19 protein-coding genes are annotated in these 19070 nt (G+C 67.3%); 9 read left to right on the top strand and 10 right to left on the bottom strand.

What is annotated here, in order from left to right:
• Window positions 1-29: 29 nt before the first annotated feature.
• Window positions 30-1808: an alpha,alpha-trehalase TreA gene (treA, locus tag CFB41_RS27285; RefSeq protein WP_089458609.1), complete on the bottom strand. Its 1779-nt coding sequence runs from the start codon at window positions 1806-1808 to the stop codon at window positions 30-32.
• A gap of 377 nt (window positions 1809-2185) precedes the next feature.
• On the opposite strand from treA, the gene CFB41_RS27290 reads away from it, so the two are divergent.
• Complete coding sequence (locus tag CFB41_RS27290) at window positions 2186-3574, top strand: MFS transporter (protein WP_089441966.1); 1389 nt, start codon at window positions 2186-2188, stop codon at window positions 3572-3574.
• A 389-nt stretch (window positions 3575-3963) separates the two neighbouring features.
• Entirely contained in the window at window positions 3964-5178 is a 1215-nt protein-coding gene (locus CFB41_RS27295; RefSeq protein WP_089458610.1) for a winged helix-turn-helix domain-containing protein, read from the top strand.
• A gap of 58 nt (window positions 5179-5236) precedes the next feature.
• On the opposite strand, the gene CFB41_RS38765 is transcribed toward CFB41_RS27295, so the two are convergent.
• The gene (locus tag CFB41_RS38765) at window positions 5237-5455 is read right to left on the bottom strand and encodes a DUF1653 domain-containing protein (RefSeq protein WP_006480837.1); all 219 of its coding nucleotides are present in this window, start codon (window positions 5453-5455) and stop codon (window positions 5237-5239) included.
• Between the two features lie 57 nt (window positions 5456-5512).
• Window positions 5513-5965, bottom strand: a complete 453-nt coding sequence (locus CFB41_RS38770) for a GNAT family N-acetyltransferase (protein WP_089462289.1) — start codon at window positions 5963-5965, stop codon at window positions 5513-5515.
• A 223-nt stretch (window positions 5966-6188) separates the two neighbouring features.
• Here CFB41_RS38770 and CFB41_RS27305 point away from each other — a divergent pair, with 223 nt between their 5' ends.
• Both CFB41_RS27305 and CFB41_RS27310 read left to right on the top strand, forming a co-directional pair.
• The gene (locus CFB41_RS27305) at window positions 6189-6449 is read left to right on the top strand and encodes a type II toxin-antitoxin system Phd/YefM family antitoxin (protein WP_089441963.1); all 261 of its coding nucleotides are present in this window, start codon (window positions 6189-6191) and stop codon (window positions 6447-6449) included.
• Window positions 6446-6712, top strand: a complete 267-nt coding sequence (locus CFB41_RS27310; protein ID WP_011354451.1) for a Txe/YoeB family addiction module toxin — start codon at window positions 6446-6448, stop codon at window positions 6710-6712. The genes CFB41_RS27305 and CFB41_RS27310 overlap by 4 nt, the downstream gene beginning before the upstream one ends.
• 14 nt (window positions 6713-6726) lie before the next feature.
• On the opposite strand, the gene CFB41_RS27315 is transcribed toward CFB41_RS27310, so the two are convergent.
• Complete coding sequence (locus CFB41_RS27315) at window positions 6727-7167, bottom strand: DUF4087 domain-containing protein (RefSeq protein ID WP_179250176.1); 441 nt, start codon at window positions 7165-7167, stop codon at window positions 6727-6729.
• Between the two features lie 137 nt (window positions 7168-7304).
• Here CFB41_RS27315 and CFB41_RS27320 point away from each other — a divergent pair, with 137 nt between their 5' ends.
• Window positions 7305-7928, top strand: coding sequence for an HAD hydrolase-like protein (locus tag CFB41_RS27320; protein WP_089441961.1), 624 nt, complete (start codon window positions 7305-7307; stop codon window positions 7926-7928).
• A 395-nt stretch (window positions 7929-8323) separates the two neighbouring features.
• A complete protein-coding gene (locus CFB41_RS27325) occupies window positions 8324-8902 on the top strand; it encodes a DUF4142 domain-containing protein (RefSeq protein ID WP_089458612.1) in 579 nt (192 codons plus the stop codon).
• A 113-nt stretch (window positions 8903-9015) separates the two neighbouring features.
• Here CFB41_RS27325 and CFB41_RS27330 read toward each other — a convergent pair whose 3' ends face one another.
• Window positions 9016-9615 carry a GNAT family N-acetyltransferase gene (locus CFB41_RS27330; RefSeq protein WP_089459005.1) on the bottom strand — a complete coding sequence of 200 codons (600 nt, stop codon included), beginning with the start codon at window positions 9613-9615 and terminating at the stop codon, window positions 9016-9018.
• A gap of 54 nt (window positions 9616-9669) precedes the next feature.
• A complete protein-coding gene (locus tag CFB41_RS27335; protein ID WP_089458613.1) occupies window positions 9670-10584 on the bottom strand; it encodes a LysR family transcriptional regulator in 915 nt (304 codons plus the stop codon).
• Window positions 10585-10693: 109 nt separating this feature from the next.
• On the opposite strand from CFB41_RS27335, the gene lysA reads away from it, so the two are divergent.
• The gene (lysA, locus tag CFB41_RS27340) at window positions 10694-11932 is read left to right on the top strand and encodes a diaminopimelate decarboxylase (RefSeq protein WP_089441958.1); all 1239 of its coding nucleotides are present in this window, start codon (window positions 10694-10696) and stop codon (window positions 11930-11932) included.
• A 79-nt stretch (window positions 11933-12011) separates the two neighbouring features.
• Here the strand turns inward: lysA and CFB41_RS27345 are convergent, their stop codons facing one another.
• Window positions 12012-12899, bottom strand: a complete 888-nt coding sequence (locus tag CFB41_RS27345; protein WP_089458614.1) for a DMT family transporter — start codon at window positions 12897-12899, stop codon at window positions 12012-12014.
• A 126-nt stretch (window positions 12900-13025) separates the two neighbouring features.
• On the opposite strand from CFB41_RS27345, the gene CFB41_RS27350 reads away from it, so the two are divergent.
• Window positions 13026-14483 carry a PLP-dependent aminotransferase family protein gene (locus CFB41_RS27350; RefSeq protein ID WP_089458615.1) on the top strand — a complete coding sequence of 486 codons (1458 nt, stop codon included), beginning with the start codon at window positions 13026-13028 and terminating at the stop codon, window positions 14481-14483.
• Window positions 14484-14496: 13 nt separating this feature from the next.
• Here CFB41_RS27350 and CFB41_RS27355 read toward each other — a convergent pair whose 3' ends face one another.
• Complete coding sequence (locus CFB41_RS27355; protein WP_089459006.1) at window positions 14497-15405, bottom strand: LysR family transcriptional regulator; 909 nt, start codon at window positions 15403-15405, stop codon at window positions 14497-14499.
• 154 nt (window positions 15406-15559) lie between these two features.
• Here CFB41_RS27355 and CFB41_RS27360 point away from each other — a divergent pair, with 154 nt between their 5' ends.
• Window positions 15560-16426 (top strand): NmrA family NAD(P)-binding protein, encoded by an 867-nt coding sequence (locus tag CFB41_RS27360; RefSeq protein WP_089458616.1) that lies wholly within the window; start codon window positions 15560-15562, stop codon window positions 16424-16426.
• Between the two features lie 36 nt (window positions 16427-16462).
• On the opposite strand, the gene CFB41_RS27365 is transcribed toward CFB41_RS27360, so the two are convergent.
• Both CFB41_RS27365 and CFB41_RS27370 read right to left on the bottom strand, forming a co-directional pair.
• Window positions 16463-17896 carry a nicotinate phosphoribosyltransferase gene (locus CFB41_RS27365; RefSeq protein ID WP_089458617.1) on the bottom strand — a complete coding sequence of 478 codons (1434 nt, stop codon included), beginning with the start codon at window positions 17894-17896 and terminating at the stop codon, window positions 16463-16465.
• A gap of 73 nt (window positions 17897-17969) precedes the next feature.
• Window positions 17970-19010, bottom strand: coding sequence for a bifunctional nicotinamide-nucleotide adenylyltransferase/Nudix hydroxylase (locus CFB41_RS27370; protein ID WP_089458618.1), 1041 nt, complete (start codon window positions 19008-19010; stop codon window positions 17970-17972).
• Window positions 19011-19070: the final 60 nt, after the last annotated feature.

Below are 19070 nucleotides of genomic sequence, written 5' to 3' on the forward strand. Positions count from 1 at the left end.
TGCAACCCCAGCGCGGCCCGCGCCGCGCGTCACTCGCCGTACAGCCCGAGCAGTTTCAGCGTGACGCCGTTGGTCCAGCCGAAGCCGTCCTGCAGCGGATATTCACCGCCCCCGCCGCCGCCCGTGCCGGCGCCTTCGACCACGTACTTCTCGACGAGCTTGCCTTCGGTCGCATACACATGCTTCACGTCGGACAGGAAGCGCGTGCCGATGTCCTTCGCAAGCGCCGGTTCGCCATAGCGGCGCAGCCCGTCGATCGCGATCCACTGCAACGGCGCCCAGCCGTTCGGCGCATCCCACTGCTGCCCGGTGTTCTCGGTGGTCGTCGCGAGGCCGCCCGGCTGCAGCAGCGTCTTGCGCACCTCGCGCGCGGTCGCCTTCGCGCGCTCGGGCCACGCCACGCCCGCAAACAACGGATACAACGCAGCGGCCGTCACCGCGTCGCGCGGCTTGCGCTGCTGCCAGTCGTAGTCGCCGTAGTAGCCGCGGCGGTTCCACAGATAGCGGTTGATCGCGGCCGCCCGCCGCGCCGCGCGCGCGGAAAAATCGGTCACGCACGCCACGTCGCGCGTGATCGCGCAGCCCTTCACGATCGTCGTCTCGAGATGGAACATCAGGCTGTTCAGGTCGACCGGCACGATCGACGTCGTGCGGATCGTCGCGAGCGTCTTGCCGTCGCCGAACCAGCGCGAGCTGTAGTCCCAGCCGCTTTCGGCGCCCGCGCGCAGGTCGCGGTAGACCTCGTTTGCCGGACGCCCCGGCACCGACTTCGCGGTCGTCACGTCCTCGAGATACGACTCGTCGCGCGGCGTATCGCTCGCGTCCCAGTAGCGGTTCAGCACCGCGCCGTCGGGCATCGCGACCACATGGCGGGTAGCCTGCCCGCGCGGCGTCGTGGCTTCGCCCTGCATCCAGTACGCATGTTCCTTGCGCAGCTCCGGCAGGTATTTCTGGTAGACCTTGTCGCCTTCGGCCTGCGCGGCGAGCGTGACCATGTACGCGAAGAACGGCGGCTGCGAGCGGCTCGCGTAGTACGTGCGGTTGCCGTTCGGGATGTGCCCGATCGTGTCGATCAGATGGGCGAAGTTGTCGAGCATGTTGTCGACGAGATCCTCGCGCCCGGACACCTGCAGCCCCAGCATCGTGAAATAGGTGTCCCAGTAGTAGCCTTCGCGGAAGCGGCCGCCGGGCACGACATACGGCTTCGGCAGCGGAATCAGCGAGCTGTACGGCGGCACCGTCGTGCTCGTGCGCGTGAGCTGCGGCCACAGCCAGTCGATGTGCTCGCGCAGCGTCTGGTTCGGCGGCGGCGTCACGCCGCCTTCCGGGGGCGGCGTGAAATGCTGCGCGACGAACGCCTTCAGCGAGAAGCCCGGCTGCGATTTCTGTTGCTGATACAACTGCACGATCGTCGCCGGATCGCCATCGGGCGTCGCGTCGACGAAGGTCTTCTGGTCGGGATAGATCTGCGCGGTCTGCACCGCGACGAACAGGTCGCCGTATAGCTGGCTCGGCGGCGGCAGCAGCGTGCCCGACGCGGGGATAGCAATCGCGGCCGTAGCCGACTGGGTAGTTGCCTGCGCGGCGGCCTGGCCCGCGTTGTCGGCCTGGGCGGCGCAGCCGGCAACGGCGAGGTACGCGACGGCCAGCGCGGCAGCCCAGCGAAGACGCGGCGCGGGTGGCGCGGGTGGCGGCGAGAGTCGGGCTGACAAGCGACCTGAGAAGCGGCTTGAGAAGCGGCTTGAGAAGCGGCTTGAGAAGCGGCTTGAGAAGCGCGATGCGATCGATGCGGCACGACGTGACGTCATGACGTGTCCCCTCCTTTCGATGGTGAGTGGGTCGGCACGAGGTCTCGTTCGCGCGCGCGCTCGTCTCGATGGCCCTCGATCGATGCGCGTCGTTTGGTGATGCGAGTGGATCCGACTGTCGCACGAAACGTGCGGATCAAGCAAGTTTCGATTCGTGCAACTCGCGCGGATACAGATAATCGGACATGGCCCGCCACGCACGCGCGTCGAGCGCGGCGCATCGCGCAGCCCCAGCGCGCGCAGCAGCGTCATGTAGTCGTTCTTTCCATGCCGCCGCCAACCAGGATGACTGTTGCAACATGCGGAACAACTGTTGTCGTACGTGACTCAACGGTCACATTGTGGGCATAATGGCGTCTTTACCGCGCGCCCAGCCCATGTCGCCCGTCTTTCTAGCACCGCTCATCGTTGCCTGTGCGTTGTTCATGGAAAGCGTCGACGCGAACATCATCGTCACCGCCCTCCCCGCGATGGCGCGGGACTTCGGGCACAGCCCCGTCACGTTGAACATTGCGATCACCGCCTACGTGGTCGGGCTCGGCGTGTTCATCCCGATCTGCGGCTGGCTGGCCGACCGCTTCAGCGCACGTTCCGTATTCCGCACCGCGATCGGCATCTTCGTCGTCGGCTCGCTGATGTGCGCGGCCTCCAATTCCCTCGGCGTGCTCACGTTCGCGCGCTTCATCCAGGGCGTGGGCGGCGCGATGATGGTGCCCGTCGGCCGCATCATCATCTTCCGCGCCGTGCCGCGCTCGGATCTCGTGCGCGCGATGAACTACCTCGCGATTCCCGCGCTGTTCGGGCCTACGGTCGGGCCGCTCGTCGGCGGCTTCATCACGACCTACCTGCACTGGCGGATGATCTTCTTCATCAACGTGCCGATCGGCATCTACGGGATCTACCTCGCCAGCAAGCACATCGCGAACACGCGCGAGCCCGATCCGGGCCCGCTCGACTGGTTCGGCTTCCTGCTGTCGGCCAGCGGCGCCGCGCTGCTGCTAATGGGCCTCACGCTGATCGACGGCGCGCTCACGTCACGCTCGAACGCGCTCGTCATGTGCGTGGCCGGCACCGTCCTGCTCGCGCTGTACGTACCGTACGCGCGCCGCAAGGAGCGCCCGGTGCTCGACCTCAGCTTCCTCAAGATCCCCACGTATCACGCGAGCGTCGTCGGCGGGTCGCTGTTCCGTATCGGCCTCGGCGCGGTGCCGTTCCTGCTGCCGCTCGCGCTGCAGGAAGGGCTCGGCATGAGCGCGTTCCATTCGGGGCTCATCACGTGCGCGTCCGCGTTCGGCGGCGCGATGAGCCGCTCGACGGCCACCCATACGCTGCGCCGCTTCGGCTTCCGCACGGTGCTGATCTACAACGCGGCCTTCGCGGGGCTCGCGATCGCCGCGTACGGCGTGTTCCATCCCGGCATGGCGACCTGGGCGATCTGGCTGATCGTGCTCGTCGGCGGCATCTTCCCGGCGCTGCAGTTCACGAGCCTGAACTCGATGATCTACGCGGACATCTCGCCGCGCGACGCGGGCCGCGCGACGAGCCTCGGCAGCGTCGTGCAGCAGATGTCGCTCGGCCTCGGCGTGACGGTCGCCGGCCTCGTGCTGCACATTTCGCACTGGCTGCAGGGCCATCAGAAGATGATGTGGTCGGATTTCTGGCCCGCGTTTCTCGTGGTCGGGCTGTGCTCGTTCGCGTCGATTCCAATCACGCGGCGGCTGCCGCCCGGCGCCGGCGACGAAGTCGCGCGCGGCAAGCGGCAATAGCCACCAGGCAGACGGGCGGGAAATCACGAGAGGGACGGAACGGGCAAAAGGAAAGGAAAAACCGCCCGCGAAGCAAACCGGAAAATACAAAAAAATCAGCGGACATCCACACGGGGCCGGTGCACAGCCGCATGGATGTCCGCTCAGGGCTCCGGGTCTCCCGATGGGGGTTGAGAATCCCGGATTCGCTTCCTGCGTGCCATGGACATATGTGCGTCGGAAGCAAAAGCGTTGCGCGTGTTTATCGTTGCGCCATGAACTGCACTATAGGGAAACTTGCGCAACGCATCTGTCAAGCATTGTCAGACACGGTGCATCGGCACGTCGCACGCGTGCGCCGCTTTCGCGCTAAAGTGGTTCCCGACCATCACTCCCGGCCGCCCCTTCCGATGCTTACGCTCTCGACCGCCGCCGCCCGCGCGCTGCATCTCGCCGCGCAAGGCCTGCTGACGCCGCCCCGCCGCAAGGCAACCAAAGCCGACGTGCTCGACACGATCCGCCGGATGGCGCAGCTGCAGATCGACACCATTCACGTCGTCGCCCGCAGCCCGTATCTCGTGCTGTTCAGCCGTCTCGGCGATTTCGCGCCGCAGTGGCTCGACGAACATCTCGCCGAGGCGCGCCTGTTCGAATACTGGTCGCACGAGGCGTGCTTCCTGCCGGTCGAGCAGTTCGGCCTGATGCGCTACAAGATGCTCGATCCGTCGGGAATGGGCTGGAAATACGCGGCCGAGTGGCATGAGCAGAATCGTCCCGAGATCGAGCGGCTGCTCGCGCGGATTCGCGCCGAGGGCCCGGTACGGTCGGCCGATTTTGCCCGCGAGGATGGCGCGAAAGGCAACGGCTGGTGGGATCGCAAGCCCGAGAAGCGCCACCTGGAAGTGCTGTTCACGACGGGCGACCTGATGGTGTCGGAACGCCGCAATTTCCAGCGCGTGTACGACGTGCGCGAGCGCGTGCTGCCCGACTGGGACGATACGCGCGACCTGCCGCCGCGCAGCGCCGTGCTGCCCGCGCTGCTCGACTACACGTGCCGGGCGCTCGGCGTCGTGCGCGCGGACTGGGTGGCCGACTACTATCGGCTGCCGCGCCGCTCCTACCGCGCGGAGCTCGAGCAGCTCGCCGGCGCGGGCGACCTGATCCCGGTGGCGATCGACGACTGGAAGGAGCCGGCCTACGTGCATCGCTCGCTCGAAGCGTTGCTGCCGGCCGCGCAGGCCGACACGCTGCGCTCGACGGTCACGACGCTGCTGTCGCCGTTCGATCCGGTGGTATGGGATCGGCGGCGTGCGTCGACGCTATTCGGTTTCGACTACACGATCGAATGCTATACGCCAGGGCACAAGCGGCGTTACGGCTATTTCTGCCTGCCGGTGCTGCATCGCGGGCGGCTGGTCGGGCGCATCGACGCGAAGGCGCATCGCACGCTCGGCACGTTCGAACTGAAGGCGGTGCATGTCGAGCCGGGCGTACGGTTCGGCACGGGGCTCGCAGCCGATGTCGCGAAGGCGGTGAAGAAGCTCGCGGCGTGGCACGGCACGCCGGACGTCACGGTCGGGCAGCACGCCCCGCCGGAGCTGGTGAAGGCGCTGGCCGGCGCTTAGACGCCCACGCAGCCGGCTGGCGCGGCGGCGGCGCGGACGTCTACGTGCCGGCCGTCAATCAGTCGCGCAGCTTGCGAAAACGCGGCGTGCCGTCTTCGAGGTTCCCGTTGAACATCGCTTCCGGCCGGACCCACAGCCCGCGCGCATGCGGCCACAGGTGTTCGTACACGACCACCGATTCCTCGGTTTCGGAATGGCGGGCAACGCCGATGTAGCGGTACAGGCCGCCCTTGTAATGGCGATGCGTCGCGAGCTGTTCGGCTTCCTGTTCGGTCATGATGGGCTTCTCTTCGGCAAAAACGGAAAGCGCGTATTGTATGCGCTGCGCCGCGCGTCAGCGTTTCGCGTAGATGTCCGGGCGGCGGATCTCCATCACGCGCTCGGGATTCGCGCACGGCTCGAAGCCGACCGGCCGGTACAGCGCGTGCGCATCGGACGTCACGAGCATGATGCGGCGCAGGCCCTGCACCACCTCCTGTGCAAACACGTGGTCGATCAGCGCGCGGCCGTAGCCGTTGCCGCGCTCGGCCGGCAACACGAACACGTCGCACAGGTACGCGAACGTCGCGTGATCGGTCACGAGCCGCGCGAACCCGACGAGCCGGTCGCCCACGTAGGCGCCGAAACACAGCGAACCCTCGATTGCCCGCTCGACCACGTCGCGCGGAATGCCCTGCGACCAGTACGCGTCGCGATGCAGGAAGTCGAAGATCGCGTCGACGTCGAGTTCGCGCTTGTCGGTGGAAAATCTCAGCGTGGCGGGGGTGGCGGGGGTGGCAGCGGGCACGTCGGTCTCCGGTCGGGGTGGCGGAAGGCGAGACGCTGACGATACCGCGCGGCGGGGCGGGCTACAAGCGCAGACACTTGTCGCTTCGGCCAGACGGCGCGCAGGCTCATTCGGCACGCTTCTGGCGTGTAACGAAGCTGGGGCGGGTAGACTTGTACAGCAAACCGTACACCTCTATCGACTGTGCTAAACTTGTACGGTTATATGTACAAGTGAGGCAATCATGCGCACGATTCATTTTTCGGATGCCCGTGGCAATCTGAAGACCGTTATCGACCAGGTCGTCGACGACGCGGACGTGACGCTCATCACGCGCCGCGATGCGCCGAACGCCGTCATCATGTCGCAGGACTACTACGACAGCCTGATGGAGACGGTGCACTTGCTGCGCTCGCCGGCCAACGTCGCCCATCTCGAGCGCTCGATCGCGCAACTACGCAAGGGCAAGGCAAAGGAGCGCAAGCTCGCGGCGGATGACGAATGAGCGTACGCCGCGTGCTCTTTACTTCCGACGCGTGGGACGACTATGTCTACTGGCAGGGGCAGGATCGCAAGACGCTCAAGCGTATCAACCAGCTCATTCGCGAAGCCCAGCGAACGCCGTTCGAAGGCATCGGCAAACCCGAACCGTTAAAGGCCAATCTCTCCGGCTTCTGGTCGCGCCGTATCGACGACACGAACCGTCTGGTCTACGAGGCTGACGACTTGCAGATCAGCATCGTGTCCTGCCGTTACCACTACGAATAGCATCGCCCCGCGGGTCATGGCGCCCGCAACGTGCGATCTGCCTTGCAACGCTTCAACGGCAGCGGCCGCGCTGCGACTATCCGCGTCACCTCGCGCGTGCGCGGGTCGATTTCGAGGTCGAGGCATGCGCAACCGTAGCCATGCCCGCCGGCGTTGGTGACGACCCAGCCCTTCGTCGACATGTCGGGCATCGTGTCGAGGCCCGGCACCGGCTCGTTGCCCATCGTCAACAGTGTCCAGGTGCCGTCCTTGTCGTTCAGCCACCAGTTGGCCGGCGACGGATTCTCAAGCCATCCGCAGCGCCTTTCCGGTGCGGCAGATACCTGCGTCGCGGCTGCCAACGTCAACGCTGCACCCAGCATCCACATTGCAAGACGTGCACGAGTGATTGTCATGTGATCGATCCGGAAACGAATGGGCATCGGGAAACCGTCATTGCGGGTGCCGGACAGCATACCGGGCTTTCTCTCGGATGTCGCTCGTCCGCACCGGCCGTCCGGTCGCATCGGTCGTGCGCGCGGCGACGACGAGATCGGCTTTCAGCAGATTCGGTGACAATGTCGCCTGCCCAACAAGTTCGCCACGCCGCTGCATGCCCTACCGCCTCATCGCATTCGACTTCGACGGCACGCTCGCCGATTCGCTCGACAGCTTTCTCGCGGCGCTGTCGGAAGCGTCGCGCCTGCACGGCTTTCGCGACGCCACGCCCGAGCTGCGCCCGGCGCTGCGCGGCATGTCGGCGCGCGACATCATTCGCGCGCTCGACGTGCCGATGTGGAAAGTGCCGCGCGTGACGATCGACATGCGCCGCCTGATGCAGCCGCGTGTCGCGCAAGTGGCGCTGTTCCCCGGCGTCGGCGAAACGTTCGACGCGCTCGCCGCGCGCGGCATCCGCATCGCGATCGCCACGTCGAATACCGAGGCGATCGTGCGTGACCGGCTCGGCCCGCACGCCAGCAGCCGTGTCGAGCACTTCGCATGCGGCATTCCGCTGTTCGGCAAGGCGCGCCGCCTGCGCGCGCTCGTTCATGAGGCCGGCGTGCGTAGCGACGAAGTGCTGTACGTCGGCGATGAAATCCGCGACGCCGACGCGGCACGACGCGCGCGCATCGCATTCCAGGGCGTCGCGTGGGGCTACACCGCACCGGACGCGTTGCAGGCGCATTGCGCGACACCGTTGCTGCCGCGACTCGACGCATTGCTCGATCGCGTGTGATGCATGCGCGCGCTTTGCGCGTCCGGTTCTCCCCATCGCTCGATGAATCACGTCATCGCACGACTCAGCCGCACGACGATGAAACGCGGATGACACCCCCGTGCATCCCGCACGCGTCATGCGCGCAAAAATTGCCGCCGACGCACACGCAACAGGTACGCCCTACCTGTCGGCGTGCTGGCTCATCGATTCGTCTTACCAACCGTTACACAAACCACAGCGCGGTTGCACCTGCTACCGGATCGCTCTCCTAGAATCAGTCGGGCCGGGAAACGCTTCGACCGGCGCCGCGGCAGAGCGGCGGTCGAATCCGGCCCGGGCGCGCCCGGTCTCTCGCACAGCGACGGATCCCGTGATCCGTTTTTCAACCAGAGCCCCGATCGAAAGGAGGTCCCATGAACCGCTTTCCCCAACTCTCGCGCCTTGCTTTGTCTGCCGCTGGCCTGCTTCTCGTCGCCGTGACGGCGACCGCGCAAACCGCACAACCGGCACCGGCTTCACCCAACGCACCGGCCGCCGCCGCGACGCGGATCCACGAAGCCGACCAGGCCTTCATCACCGACGGCACGAAGACCGTGTCGACGCAGCACGACGCGGCACGCATCGCCGATTCGCGCACGTCGGACAGCCAGGTCAAGGCGTTCGCGCAACGCGTGTCGACCGACGATGAAAAGATCATCCAGGCGATGCGCGCGGCCAGCCCGCGCGGCGTCGACGTGCCGGCCAACGATCCCGACACGGCCGTGCTGGGCAGCATCAAGAACCTGCGCGGCGCCGAGTTCGACAAGGCGTATATCGAGCAGGTCGCGCTCGCCGGCCAGCAGAAGGCCATCTCGGCATTCCAGGCCGAAATCGCGTCGGGCCGCGACACCAAGCTGAAGGAAGTCGCACGCCAGTCGCTGCCGATCCTGCAGAAGCACTACGCGGACGCGCAGAAGCTCGCGGAACGCCACCACCTCGCATCGGCGCAGTAACGCGCCGATGCGCCGCGCATCACGCGCGGCGCACTGCTTCCCCTGTCGTCGCGTCGCCGCTCATCTTCCGGCGGCGCGACGCACGCCAAACGTCACGCTTCACGCTTCCCTCGTTACGTCGCGAGCTTCGCCAGCAGCCGCGCACGCACTTCCGGCCATTCGTCGTCGATGATGCTGAAGCGCACCGAATTGCGCTTGCGGCCATCCGGCATGATCCGTTCGTGCCGCACGATCCCTTCCTGCTTCGCACCGAGCCGCAGGATCGCCGCGCGCGATTTCTCGTTCAGCTCGTCGGTCGTGAACTGCACGCGCACGCAGTGCAGCACGTCGAACGCATAGCCCAGCAGCAACCATTTCGCCTCGGTGTTCGCGCGCGTGCGCTGCGCCGATTCGCTCAGCCACGTATGGCCGATCTCGAGCTTGCGGTTCTTGCGATCGATCTTCCAGAAACGCGTGCTGCCGATCACGCGGCCCGATGCGCGATCGACGATCGCGAACGGCATGACGGTGCCGGCCGAACGCCCTTGCAATGCGGTGTCGATATACGCGTCGATCGTCTCCGGGCCCGGCACGACCGTGACCTTCAGGTTCCACAGCTGGCCGTCGGCAGCCGCGTCCAGCAGCGCCTGCCGGTCGGATGAATCGAGCGGCCTCAGCTCGACGTGTTTGCCGGTGAGGATCGGTGGTTGGAGGGAAGCAGAAGCGTCGGTCATGAAGGATTCCGGAAAGTGGTGGCGATGGCGGCGAAACACGATCATACGGCCGCTTCAGCCGAGGAGCGTGGCCAACCGGCGGCGAATCGCCTTCGCCTCGCCGCGCAACGCATTGGTAAACGCATCGACGAGCAGGCTCTTCGGCCGGTGCTCGGGCACGATCACGCTGACCCGGTACGGAAACGATCGCGTGAGCGGCCGCACGTGCAGGTCGCGCCCGACGAAATCGAGCGCGGTCAGCGGATTGACGATCGCCGCACCGAGCCCCTGCCGCACGAACGCACACACCGACACGGCCGACGGTGTTTCGACGACCGAGCGCGGCGCCACGCCGAGCTGCGCGAACGCTTCGTCGATCAGGATGCGGTACGGATCGTTCAGCGACAGGCTCACGAACGGGCGATCCGCGAGATCCGGCAGATCGATCGCGTCCTGCGCGAGCAGCGGATGGCCGTCGGGCAGCACGCACACTTCGTCGACTTCGAGCAGCGGCGTGAGCACGGTGCCGGCCGGCGCGACGTCGCGCTCGGTCAACCCGAGGTCGTAACGCTGCGCGGTCAGCCATTCTTCGAGCACCGGCGATTCCTGCGTCGCCACCGACACGCTGACGCCAGCGTGCTGCTCGCTGAAACGCCGGCACGCACCGGGCAGGATCGCGTGCGAGAACGCCGGCAACGCGATCACCGACAGTTGACCGTCACGAAACTCGCGCAGGCGCGCGGCGGTTGCCGCGACACGTTCAAGCCCCACATACGCGAGCCGCACGTCGTCGAACAGCGTGAGCGCGGCCATCGTCGGCCGCAGCCGGCCATGCGCACGCTCGAACAGCGCGAAGCCGACGACCTGCTCCATGCGCGCAAGCTCGCGGCTGATCGTCGGTTGCGACGTATAGAGCATCTCGGCCGCGCGCGTCGTGCTGCCGGTGACCATCAGAGCGCGAAAGACCTCGATATGGCGGTGCGTGAGCATGATCTGCTATATCAAATATGAATCGAATGTCGATAAACAGGCATTTTACTGGATAGACGATCAGGTGCATCATGGCCGTTATCCATTCATTCGCCCCGATTCATCTGCCATGTCCCTCGATTCCCGCCAGCTCGCGACGCTCGCGCAGCAATACGGCACCCCGCTGTGGGTGTACGACGCCGACGTCATCCGCGACCGCATCGCCCAACTGCGCCAGTTCGACGTGATCCGCTACGCGCAGAAGGCGAACTCGAACGTCCATATCCTGAAGCTGATGCGCGAGGAAGGCGCGTGCGTCGATGCCGTGTCGCTCGGCGAGATCGAGCGCAGCCTCGCGGCCGGCTTCAGCCCGGCAGGCGAGCCGGAAGGCGTCGTGTTCACGGCCGACCTGATCGACCGCCCGACGCTCGCGGCCGTGCTGAAGCACGGCGTGACGGTGAATGCCGGTTCGCTCGACATGCTCGCGCGCATCGGCGAGCATGCGCCCGGCCACCGCGTGTGGCTGCGCGTCAACCCCGGTTTCGGCCACGGCCACAGCAACAAGACCAACACCGGCGGCCCGCAGAGCAAGCACGGCATCTGGATCGACGACGTGCCGCGCGCGATCGAGATCGTGCGCCAGTACGGGCTGAAGCTCGTCGGCATCCACATGCACATCGGCTCGGGCGTCGACTACGGCCACCTGTCGCAGGTATGCGATGCGATGGTCGATCTCGTCACGTCGCTCGGCCATGACATCGACGCGATCTCGGCCGGCGGCGGCCTGTCGATCCCGTATCGCGACGGCGAGCCGCGCGTCGACGTCGATCACTATTTCAGCCAGTGGGACGCCGCGCGCAAGCGGATCGAGCGTCACCTCGGCCACCCGGTGCGCATCGAGATCGAGCCGGGCCGCTTCCTCGTCGCCGAAGCCGGCACGCTCGTCACCGAAGTGCAGGCCGTCAACCGCCGGCCGAAGCACGATTTCGTGCTGATCGACGCGGGCTTCAACGACCTGATGCGCCCGTCGATGTACGGCAGCTACCACGCGGTATCGGTGCACACGCACGATGGCGCGCTGCCCGCCGGACGGCCGCTCGTCGATCTCGCGATCGCCGGGCCGCTGTGCGAATCGGGCGACGTGTTCACGCAGGACGCGGGCGGCGTGGTCACGCACCGCAAGCTGGCACAGCCGCAGATCGGCGACCTGCTGTTCCTGCACGATGCAGGCGCATACGGCGCGTCGATGTCGTCGAACTACAACAGCCGGCCGCTCGCGCCGGAAGTGCTCGTCGATCGCGGCGCACCGCGGCTGATCCGCCGCCGGCAGACGATCGGCGAATTGCTCGCGCTCGAAACGTTCGAGTAACGCCTGCGCACCAGATGATCGAGTGTGAGCGGGCGCACCTTCGACAGGTCGCGCCCGTGCATCCGATCAGCCCCACACGTCAGCCCACGCGCCGCACCGGCGCCATTTTCGAGAAGTATTTCGCGCCCGCCACGCAGCCGACCACGACGACCGTCACCGCGACCATCGACGACGGCACTGCCTCGTGCAGGAGCCCGGCCGCCAGCAGCAGGCCGAAGAACGGCTGCAGCAGCTGCAACTGACCGACGCCCGCGATCCCGCCGAGCGCGAGCCCGCGATACCAGAACACGAAGCCGATCAGCATGCTGAACAGCGACACGTACGCGAGCCCCCACAACGCGGCGGCATCGACGCCGTCGAACGACGCAGGCCAGGTAAGCCACGTGAGCGGCAGCATCAGCGGCAGCGACAGCACGAGCGCCCACGAGATCACCTGCCAGCCGCCGAGCTCGCGCGACAGGCGTGCGCCTTCCGCGTAGCCGAGCCCGCATGCGACGATCGCGGCCAGCATCAGCGCATCGCCGACTACCGACGCCTGGCCGCCGTTGCGCAGCGCAAACGCGGCCACCGCGCCGCTGCCGATGATCGAGAAGATCCAGAACGGCAGCCGCGGCCGTTCACCGCCGCGCCACACGCCGAACAGTGCGGTCGCGAGCGGCAGCAACCCGACGAACACGATCGCGTGCGCCGATGTGACGTGCTTCAGCGCAAGTGCCGTCAGCAACGGAAAGCCGATCACGACCCCGAGCGCGACGATCGCGAGCGACACGGCCTCGGCACGCGTCGGCCGCCGCTGCTTCAGCCCGGCGAGCAGCAGCAGGCCGAGCGCGCCGGCGATCGTCGCGCGCGCAAAGGTGAGGAACAGCGGGTCGAGCCCCTGCACCGCGATACGCGTCGCGGGCAGCGAGCCACTGAAGATGATCACGCCCAGCAGGCCGCTGAGCCATCCGTCGGTCGTCTTTTGCACGGGAAATCCTGAACGGGGAAAGTGGATGACCGATGATCCGCCGCCCGCGAAAAGCGCGTAAGCTACAGCCCAATACAATTCGGACAAACTGTACTGGACAACCGGCCGTACAGTTGATTCTTCGCCATGAGCCAGGCCGCCCCGCTTCCCGTTCCCCCCACCCCGTCGCGCACGCGCGTGGAAACCGTGATGGATACGTTGCGCGCACGCATCGCGAGCCGCGCGCTGGTGCCCGGCGCGCGCGTGCCGTCGATCCGGATGATGGCGGACGCGCTGGGCGTGTCGAAGTCGACCGTCGTCGATGCGTACGAGCGGCTCGCGAGCGAAGGCGTGCTGGTCGCGCGGCGCGGCTCGGGTTTCTATGTGTCGGGGCATGCACCGCCGCTCGCGCTCGCCGATCTCGGCCCGCAGCTCGATCGCGGACTCGATCCGCTCTGGCTGTCGCGCCAGTCGCTCGAAGCGGCACCGACGTCCGTGAAGCCCGGTTGCGGATGGCTGCCGCCGTCGTGGCTGCCGGACGAGAGCCTGCGCCGCGCGCTGCGCGCCGCGTCGCGCGACGAAGCCGACGCGCTGACCGACTACGCGACGCCGCTCGGCCTGCCCGCGATGCGCCAGCAGCTCGCGTGGCGGCTCGCGCAGCACGGCGTCCAGGCCGCCCCCACGCAGATCATGCTGACCGACGGCGGCTCGCACGCGCTCGATCTCGTCTGCCGGTTGCTGCTGGAGCCGGGCGACACGGTCGTGCTCGACGATCCGTGCTACTTCAACTTCCAGGCGCTGCTGCGCGCGCACCGTGCGCGGATCGTCAGCGTCCCGTACACGCCGAACGGCCCCGATCTCGCGCGCTTCGAGCAGGTGCTCGCCGAGCATCGGCCGCGCCTGTACATCACCAACTCCGCGCTGCACAACCCGACCGGCGCAACGCTCTCGGCGCCCGTCGCGCACCGGCTGCTGACGCTCGCGGCCGAACATGGCCTGCTGATCGTCGAGGACGACATCTTCGCGGATTTCGAGAGCACGCCCGCACCGCGCCTCGCGGCCTTCGACGGGCTGTCGCGCGTGGTGTCGATCGGCAGCTTCTCGAAGACGCTGTCGGCCGCGATCCGCTGCGGTTACGTCGCCGCGCGCCCGGAATGGATCGAGGCGCTCGTCGACCTGAAGCTCGCGACGTCGTTCGGCCATGCGCAGATCGGCGCGAACGTCGTCCACCGGCTGCTCGTCGACGGCACGTACCGGCGCCACGTCGACAGCCTGCGCGCGCGCCTCGCGGACGCGATGAGCGAAACGCTCCGGCGCGTCACGCGCGCCGGGCTCAGGATCTGGACGGAGCCGCGCGGCGGCCTGTTCGTGTGGGCGGCGTTGCCCGACGGGCTCGACGCCGCGCGCGTCGCGCGCCATGCGCTGGATCACGACGTGGTGCTCGCGCCCGGCAACGTGTTCAGCGCGTCGCACAATGCAACGTCGTACCTGCGCTTCAACGTGTCGCGCTGCAAGGGGCCGGCGGTGTTCGATGCGCTGGCGCGGGCGATGGACGCGGTGCGGGCGGCGGACACGACCGGACGCATGCTCGCCCGCGAATCGTGACGGCGGGCGCGCGCTAGCTGCCGGCCGCCACGATTTCCGCGACGAAATCGACGAACGCCCGCACCTTCGCGGGCGGCAAGTGGCGCGACGGGTAGTACGCGAACAGCGGGAACGCCTCGCCGCGCCAAGCCGCAAGCAGCTCGACGAGCCGACCCTGTTCGATCAGCCCCGCCACCCCGCTCGCCTTGAAGCGTGCAATGCCGACGCCGGCCAGACATGCGCCGAGCATCGTGCCGGCGTCGTTGACGAGCAGCCTGCCCGTCGTCTTCACGGGCACGCGCTTGCGGCCGAGCTGATAGACCCATTCGAGCGGCTGGCCGGTCAGCGTGTTGCGCATCTGGATGCACGCATGGCCGACGAGGTCGGCTGGCGCTTCCGGGCGTCCGTGTCGTTTCACGTACGCAGGTGCGGCGACCGTCACCGCTCGCGTCTCCAGCAGCTTGCGCGCCACCAGCGACGACGAAGGCGGCTCGCCGAACCGCACCGCGACGTCGAATCCTTCTGCAACCAGATCGCCGAGTTGCTCGCGCGCCGCCAGTTCAAGCGACAGATCGGGATGGCGCGCCAGGAACGCGGGGAGATGCGGCGCCAGCACCCGCCGCGAAAAATACGCGTCGACATTCACACGCAGCCTGCCGCGCACGGCCGCCGCCGAACCGGCGGCCAGCGTGACCGCGTCGCCGATGCCGGCGAGCAGCGGGCCGATGTCCTCGTACAGGCGACGCCCCTCGTCCGTCAGCGTGACCGAGCGCGTCGTGCGATCGAGCAGCCGCACACCGACGCGCGCCTCCAGCCGGCCCACGGCCCGGCTGACACCGGACGGTGACAGGCCGAGCGCGTCGGCCGCGCGCGCGAAGCTGCCGCTTTCGACGATCGCGGCGAGCACGCCCACGTTCGCCAGGATCCGCCCATCGATGCTCATGATTTCACTCATGACAAAAGATCACCAATCAAATGACATGGATTCGATTCCATCAGGAATCGCCGCTCCCTATCATGCAACCCGATGCATCGCGACGGCAAGCCCGGTCGTTCCGGCATGCCGCTTCTCCCCTTCTCGATGAGGATTTCGAATCATGTACGCCATTACCGGCATCACCGGACAAGTCGGCGGCGCGCTCGCCCGGACATTGCTCACCGCAGGCCAGCCCGTACGGGCCGTCGCGCGCGACGCCAATCGCGCCGCGCCGTGGGCCGCGCGCGGCTGCGACGTCGCACTCGCCGACATGACCGACACCGCCGCGCTGACGACGGCCTTCTCGAACACGGCCGACGTATTCGTGCTGCTGCCGCCCTGCTTCGATCCGTCACCCGGATTCCCCGAAACGCGCGCGGTCATCGACGCCGTGGGCGCGGCGTTGCGCGCCGCTCGGCCGCGCAAGGTGGTCTGCCTGTCGACGATCGGCGCGCAGGCGACGCAGGTCAACCTGTTGACGCAGTTGACGATGATCGAGCAGGCGTTCGGCGACCTGCCGATGCCCGTCGCGTTCCTGCGCCCCGCGTGGTTCCTCGAAAACGCCGCATGGGACGTCGCGACCGCCCGCGACGCGGGCGTGATCCACAGCTTTCTGCAGCCGCTCGACCGCCCGGTGCCGATGGTTGCCACCGAAGACGTCGGCCGCACGGCGGCGGCCCTGCTGCAGGACGAATGGTCCCGCACGCGCATCGTCGAACTCGAAGGACCGCGGCGCGTCAGCCCGAACGACCTGGCCGCCGCGTTCGCCCGCGTGCTCGGGCGCCCCGTACAAGCCGAGGCCGTCCCGCGTGACACGTGGGCCGGCCTGTTCGATGCGCAGCGGATGCGCTACCCCGAACCGCGCATGCGCATGCTCGACGGCTTCAATGAAGGCTGGATCGACTTCGCGTCGGCGCCTGCGGACGTCCTGAAGGGACACCTCGACGCAGACGCCGTGCTGCGCACGCTCGTCACGCGCGCCGCCTGAGCGGGCACGAGGCGGCGCGATACACCGCCGCCTGCTTCACACCTCCTCCGCGTGCGCCCTCGCCCGCACTTCGGCAAACGAAGTATCGACGAGCAGGCGCCCCGTATCGAACACCGTTTCCAGCGCGTCCTCCCACTCGCCTTCCAGCATTCGGTCGTCCCACGCGGCGGGCAGCGTCGTCGTCCGATACTCACCGGTGCGGAAACTGCGCAGCAGCGTGAGCCGCCCCTTCTTGGAGCGCTTGCCCTGATCGGTGACCGGATCCTTGCACACGTCGTGCCACACGTCGCCACGCCGGATCGCCGAGCACTTCATCGCGAAGCGCTGCGTATCGCGGTTCACCTGTTGCAGCAGCCCGCCGCCCATGCCGAACACGACGTTGCCGGCCGCATAGCCCGCGTCGTCGAGCGCGGACAGAATCGCTTCGATCGACAGTTCGTCGACGCCATCGCCCTGGATCACGCGTACACGATTCAGCACGCGCCGCCCCTTGCCGTTCACGGTCGAGCCGAACGATGCGTCGAGCGCGCGCACGGTCTGCAGCACGATCGCCACCGGGTCGCCCGAATCGGGCCGCACGACCAGCGTCGCGCCGGAATCGAGCACGGCCTGACGAAGCTCGCCGCCCCACAGATCGAGCGCGGCGAACAGATCATAGGAGTCCGATACGACCGACACGATCGCACCGGGCAGCCCGAAGCGGCGAATCATGTTCCGGTACGCGTCGGCTTCGTGTTCGCGGCCCCACGACGTGATCGTGCTGTGCTCGGCCGCCGGCACCGAATACGCGGCCATCGGCTCCCGATAGAAGCGGTTCGCGGCCAGCACGCCGAGCACCGTATCCGAACCCATGAAGTTGACGAGGTGCGCGGCACCGCCGATCGCGGCCGACTCCGCGCTCGACACGCCGCGCGCGCCGAAGTCGTGCAGCTTGAACGGCAGTTGCCCGAGATCGTCGTCGGTCTTTTCCAGGAAGCGGCGAATCGTCTGCCGCAGGTGCCAGCTGCGCGTCGCGACCGTCACCGGATACCACACGCGCAGCAGCATCGTCTCGAGATACGACGCGAGCCAGAATACCTGCGGGTCGTCGCATTCGACCGTCATCAACACATTGTGCACCGGCACGACCGAGCCCTCGGGCACCGCGCGGATCCTTACCGGCAGGTAGCCGTCGTAGCGTTCGACGATATAGCGCCAGCCTGCCTCGTTGAACGGCTCGCCATGCACCGTGAAGAAATCGCGCGCCTCGTCGATCATCGCGTGCGTGATCGGCTTGCACAGATATTCCTTCAGCAGCATCTGCAGGCCGAAGAACACTGTGCGGTCGTAACGGCCGCCGCGCGATTCGACGTACGAGAACATCGCCGATGCGTCGGGCGGATATTGCAGGAAGTGGGAAGCCTTGTACGAATCCGTGTTGAGGATCGGATTGGCGAGAACCGCGGCAAAGCCGCCGAGATCGTTTTGCATGGCTAGAGCTCCTCTAGGCCGTTGAAGTGCCGCCGCGTCTGTCGCGGCGGACGGAATGCGGGGAATCAGCGGATCACAGCTTCCCCAGGAAGTGATACGCGATGTCGAAGTGATCCTCGAACATCACGCTGCGCATCTGCGCGAATTCGTTGAGCGGCACCCAGCGCGCCTTGTCGGCGTCGTCGCTGCCCTTCACGCGCGGCAGCTCGCCGGTCGGGAAGTTGAACAGGCACGCATGCGTGATCGTGCGGCCGCGCAGCGAGCGCGTCGGGTGATCGAACACCTGGCGATCCTTGATCGAGCCGCGCAGCACGGGCTCCGGCAGCTTCAGGCCGGTCTCCTCGCGCAGCTCGCGGATACAGGCCGCGTCGAGCCGCTCGTCCTGGTTCACGAACCCGCCCGGCAGCGCCCACAGGCCGCGGCCCGGCTCGCTGCGGCGGCGCACGAGCAGGATATGGCCCGAGTGCACGACCACCGCGTCGACCGTCACGAACGTGACGGGATACGGGGCGGCCGCCCACGCCTTGCGATACCCGGCGATGAATTCGGCTTCCGACTTCAGCTGCGCGAATTCCGGCTGCGTGCGGAAACGCTCGAGCCAGCCGAACACGGGTTCCGGCACGGCCCACTGCACGAAGCTGTTGGTGCGTTCGGCGAAATACTGGTCGCGGATCTCGGTGGCGGAAATGTCTTCCGTCGCGTCGACGTCGACGAGCTCCCATTGCGGGAACATCCGCAGGTAATACGAGGTGGCGTCCTTCTCGTGGCCGATCAGCCCGACCTTGCGCTGCGCGATGTCGCCGAGTGCGGACGCGACGGCGTCCTGCACCCAGCGCACCCAGTCGCCGTCGTTGTAGGTCGAATCCTGCAACGGCGCGATGGTGACGCGGTCGCGCTCGGACGCGTCGAGCAGCGAAGCCAGCATCTGGCGGCGCTCGTCGAACGAGAACGGATCCTTGATGGTGCGGGGCTTGTCGGTCGATCCGATCAGCACGCACACGCGCTCGGCCCGGCTCAGTGCCGACTTCAGCACGTTCAGGTGACCACGATGCGGAGGCTGGAAACGACCAATGAAAACGAGCGCGTCGAAGCGCCGGTTCTGTTGCGTACTCATGAGGCTCCCTCAAGAGATTGAAACGCTTCGGGTCTTTCCCGAAGGGTTGAAACGAATCCT

This window comes from Burkholderia sp. AU33803 (assembly GCF_002223095.1).
Taxonomy (GTDB): domain Bacteria; phylum Pseudomonadota; class Gammaproteobacteria; order Burkholderiales; family Burkholderiaceae; genus Burkholderia.

Excerpts from the sequence above, each read along its gene's own strand:
- treA (WP_089458609.1), bottom strand. The coding sequence starts at position 1,808 with ATGACGTCACGTCGTGCCGCATCGATCGCATCGCGCTTCTCAAGCCGC.
- CFB41_RS27290 (WP_089441966.1), top strand. The coding sequence starts at position 2,186 with ATGTCGCCCGTCTTTCTAGCACCGCTCATCGTTGCCTGTGCGTTGTTC.
- CFB41_RS27295 (WP_089458610.1), top strand. The coding sequence starts at position 3,964 with ATGCTTACGCTCTCGACCGCCGCCGCCCGCGCGCTGCATCTCGCCGCG.
- CFB41_RS38765 (WP_006480837.1), bottom strand. The coding sequence starts at position 5,455 with ATGACCGAACAGGAAGCCGAACAGCTCGCGACGCATCGCCATTACAAG.
- CFB41_RS27305 (WP_089441963.1), top strand. The coding sequence starts at position 6,189 with ATGCGCACGATTCATTTTTCGGATGCCCGTGGCAATCTGAAGACCGTT.
- CFB41_RS27310 (WP_011354451.1), top strand. The coding sequence starts at position 6,446 with ATGAGCGTACGCCGCGTGCTCTTTACTTCCGACGCGTGGGACGACTAT.
- CFB41_RS27315 (WP_179250176.1), bottom strand. The coding sequence starts at position 7,167 with ATGCTGTCCGGCACCCGCAATGACGGTTTCCCGATGCCCATTCGTTTC.
- CFB41_RS27320 (WP_089441961.1), top strand. The coding sequence starts at position 7,305 with ATGCCCTACCGCCTCATCGCATTCGACTTCGACGGCACGCTCGCCGAT.
- CFB41_RS27325 (WP_089458612.1), top strand. The coding sequence starts at position 8,324 with ATGAACCGCTTTCCCCAACTCTCGCGCCTTGCTTTGTCTGCCGCTGGC.
- CFB41_RS27330 (WP_089459005.1), bottom strand. The coding sequence starts at position 9,615 with ATGACCGACGCTTCTGCTTCCCTCCAACCACCGATCCTCACCGGCAAA.
- CFB41_RS27335 (WP_089458613.1), bottom strand. The coding sequence starts at position 10,584 with ATGCTCACGCACCGCCATATCGAGGTCTTTCGCGCTCTGATGGTCACC.
- lysA (WP_089441958.1), top strand. The coding sequence starts at position 10,694 with ATGTCCCTCGATTCCCGCCAGCTCGCGACGCTCGCGCAGCAATACGGC.
- CFB41_RS27350 (WP_089458615.1), top strand. The coding sequence starts at position 13,026 with ATGAGCCAGGCCGCCCCGCTTCCCGTTCCCCCCACCCCGTCGCGCACG.
- CFB41_RS27355 (WP_089459006.1), bottom strand. The coding sequence starts at position 15,405 with ATGAGCATCGATGGGCGGATCCTGGCGAACGTGGGCGTGCTCGCCGCG.
- CFB41_RS27360 (WP_089458616.1), top strand. The coding sequence starts at position 15,560 with ATGTACGCCATTACCGGCATCACCGGACAAGTCGGCGGCGCGCTCGCC.
- CFB41_RS27365 (WP_089458617.1), bottom strand. The coding sequence starts at position 17,896 with ATGCAAAACGATCTCGGCGGCTTTGCCGCGGTTCTCGCCAATCCGATC.
- CFB41_RS27370 (WP_089458618.1), bottom strand. The coding sequence starts at position 19,010 with ATGAGTACGCAACAGAACCGGCGCTTCGACGCGCTCGTTTTCATTGGT.